The 562-nt window shown below is 78.3% G+C and carries 1 protein-coding gene; it reads right to left on the bottom strand.

Annotation, left to right across the window (positions count from 1 at the left end):
• Positions 1 to 19: 19 nt before the first annotated feature.
• Positions 20 to 562: substrate-binding domain-containing protein (locus G3I42_RS30340; protein ID WP_164290948.1), on the bottom strand; the 543-nt coding region annotated here is incomplete at its 5' end.

The raw sequence follows: 562 nt of genomic DNA, 5'->3' as shown, positions 1-562 counted from the left end.
CGGCCCGGCGGACGGGGCGTCAGGCGGGGGCCGGTCCCGTTGAGTCGCGGACGACGAGTTCCACGGGGAGCGGGTCCGTGCGCGGCTCCGAGCCGTCCAGGAGCGCGAGCAGGGCGCTCATGCCGCGCGCGCCGAACTCCTCGGCGGGCAGCCGCACGGTGGTCAGTTCCGGATCGAGGGCGCGGGCGAGCGTGAGGTCGTCGACGCCCGTGACCGAGAGGTCGCCGGGCACGCGCAGGCCCAGGCCGCGCGCCGCCTTCAGCACGCCCGCCGCCATCAGGTCGTCGTCGCACACGACGGCCGTGGGCCGCCCCGGCGTATCGAGCAGGCGCAGCGCGGCCTCGCGGGCGCCCGCGATCGACAGCGGGGCCCGCACGGTCGTCAGGCTCGTCCCGGCCAGGGCCTCGCCGAGGGCGGCGGCGCGGCTCGTGAACGTCCAGGAGTCCACGTCGGCGGCGAGGTGCGCGAAGCGCCGGTGGCCGAGCGCGCGCAGGTGCGCGGCGAGCTTCCGCATCCCGTCCGCGAGGGCGAGGTTGACCGTGGCGGTACGGGCTCCGGGGCG

This window comes from Streptomyces sp. SID11385 (genome assembly GCF_010548245.1).
Classification (GTDB): Bacteria; Actinomycetota; Actinomycetes; order Streptomycetales; family Streptomycetaceae; genus Streptomyces.
This window is presented reverse-complemented; position numbering and strand designations above follow the sequence as displayed.